This window comes from Salmonella sp. 32010601201800023SM, from assembly GCF_017572235.1.
GTDB classification, from domain to species: Bacteria; Pseudomonadota; Gammaproteobacteria; order Enterobacterales; family Enterobacteriaceae; genus Salmonella; species Salmonella enterica.
Genome location: NZ_JAGEQS010000018.1, coordinates 1 through 1,308, shown reverse-complemented (window position 1 = coordinate 1,308; position 1,308 = coordinate 1). Strand labels below are relative to the sequence as shown.

Sequence of the window (1,308 nt, the reverse complement as noted above, 5' to 3'; positions counted from 1 at the left end):
CAATTTGTAGTGCTACACTCCAGACCTTTCCGAATCCGCTGATTTTCATAATGTTGAAGTTATTCGCTAAGTACACATCGATCGGTGTTCTTAACACGCTTATTCATTGGGGCGTATTTGCTTTTTGTGTGTATGGGATGCATACGCATCAGGCGCTGGCGAACTTTTCCGGTTTTGTTATCGCAGTATCGTTCAGCTTCTATGCCAATGCGCGCTTCACCTTTAACGCCAGCACCACCACGCTTCGCTACATGATGTACGTGGGATTTATGGGAACACTGAGCGCCGTTGTTGGCTGGATGGCTGACAAATGTTCCCTGCCGCCACTCCTTACTCTTGTCACCTTTTCAGCTATCAGCCTGACATGCGGATTCATTTATTCAAAGTTCATTGTCTTTAGGGATGCGAAATGAAAGTCTCGTTAGTCGTTCCGGTCTTCAATGAAGAAGCCACGATACCTATTTTCTATAAAACGGTTCGCGAGTTTGAAGAGCTAAAACCGTATGAAGTTGAGATTGTTTTCATCAACGACGGAAGCAAAGATGCGACTGAATCAATAATTAACAAAATAGCTGCATCTGATCCGCTCGTTATTCCGCTTTCGTTTACGCGAAACTTCGGTAAAGAACCTGCTCTTTTCGCGGGTCTCGACCATGCAACCGGGGATGCGGTCATTCCTATTGATGTCGATTTACAGGATCCGATAGAAGTTATCCCCCATCTCATTGAGAAGTGGCAGGCTGGCGCGGATATGGTGCTGGCTAAGCGCTCAGACCGCTCAACTGACGGGCGCATGAAGCGTAAGACAGCTGAATGGTTTTATAAGCTGCACAATAAAATCAGCAATCCGAAAATTGAAGAGAACGTCGGTGATTTCCGGTTAATGAGCCGTGAGGTTGTCGAAAATATTAAATTAATGCCCGAACGCAACTTGTTCATGAAGGGTGTGCTCAGTTGGGTTGGCGGAAAAACGGATGTTGTTAAATATGCCCGTGCCGAACGCGTGGCCGGTGATTCGAAATTCAACGGCTGGAAATTATGGAATCTGGCGCTCGAAGGGATTACCAGCTTCTCAACTTTCCCTCTCCGCATCTGGACGTATATCGGGTTAGCTGTCGCAGGTGTTGCATTTCTGTATGGTGCCTGGATGATATTCGACACTCTGGCGTTCGGTAACGCCGTGCGGGGATACCCGTCACTTCTGGTGTCGATACTGTTTCTTGGTGGCATCCAGCTAATCGGCATTGGTGTACTCGGCGAGTATATCGGAAGAATTTACATTGAAACCAAAGCAAGACCTAAATATAT

General features: G+C 46.7%; 2 protein-coding genes. Both read left to right on the top strand.

What is annotated here, in order from left to right:
• The first annotated feature begins 50 nt into the window (after positions 1–50).
• Positions 51–413: a GtrA family protein gene (locus J4617_RS22785; RefSeq protein WP_000915525.1), complete on the top strand. Its 363-nt coding sequence runs from the start codon at positions 51–53 to the stop codon at positions 411–413.
• Positions 410–1,308 (top strand): glycosyltransferase family 2 protein (locus J4617_RS22780; protein ID WP_000868806.1); only part of this gene is annotated, 899 nt, incomplete at its 3' end. The genes J4617_RS22785 and J4617_RS22780, both read left to right, overlap by 4 nt.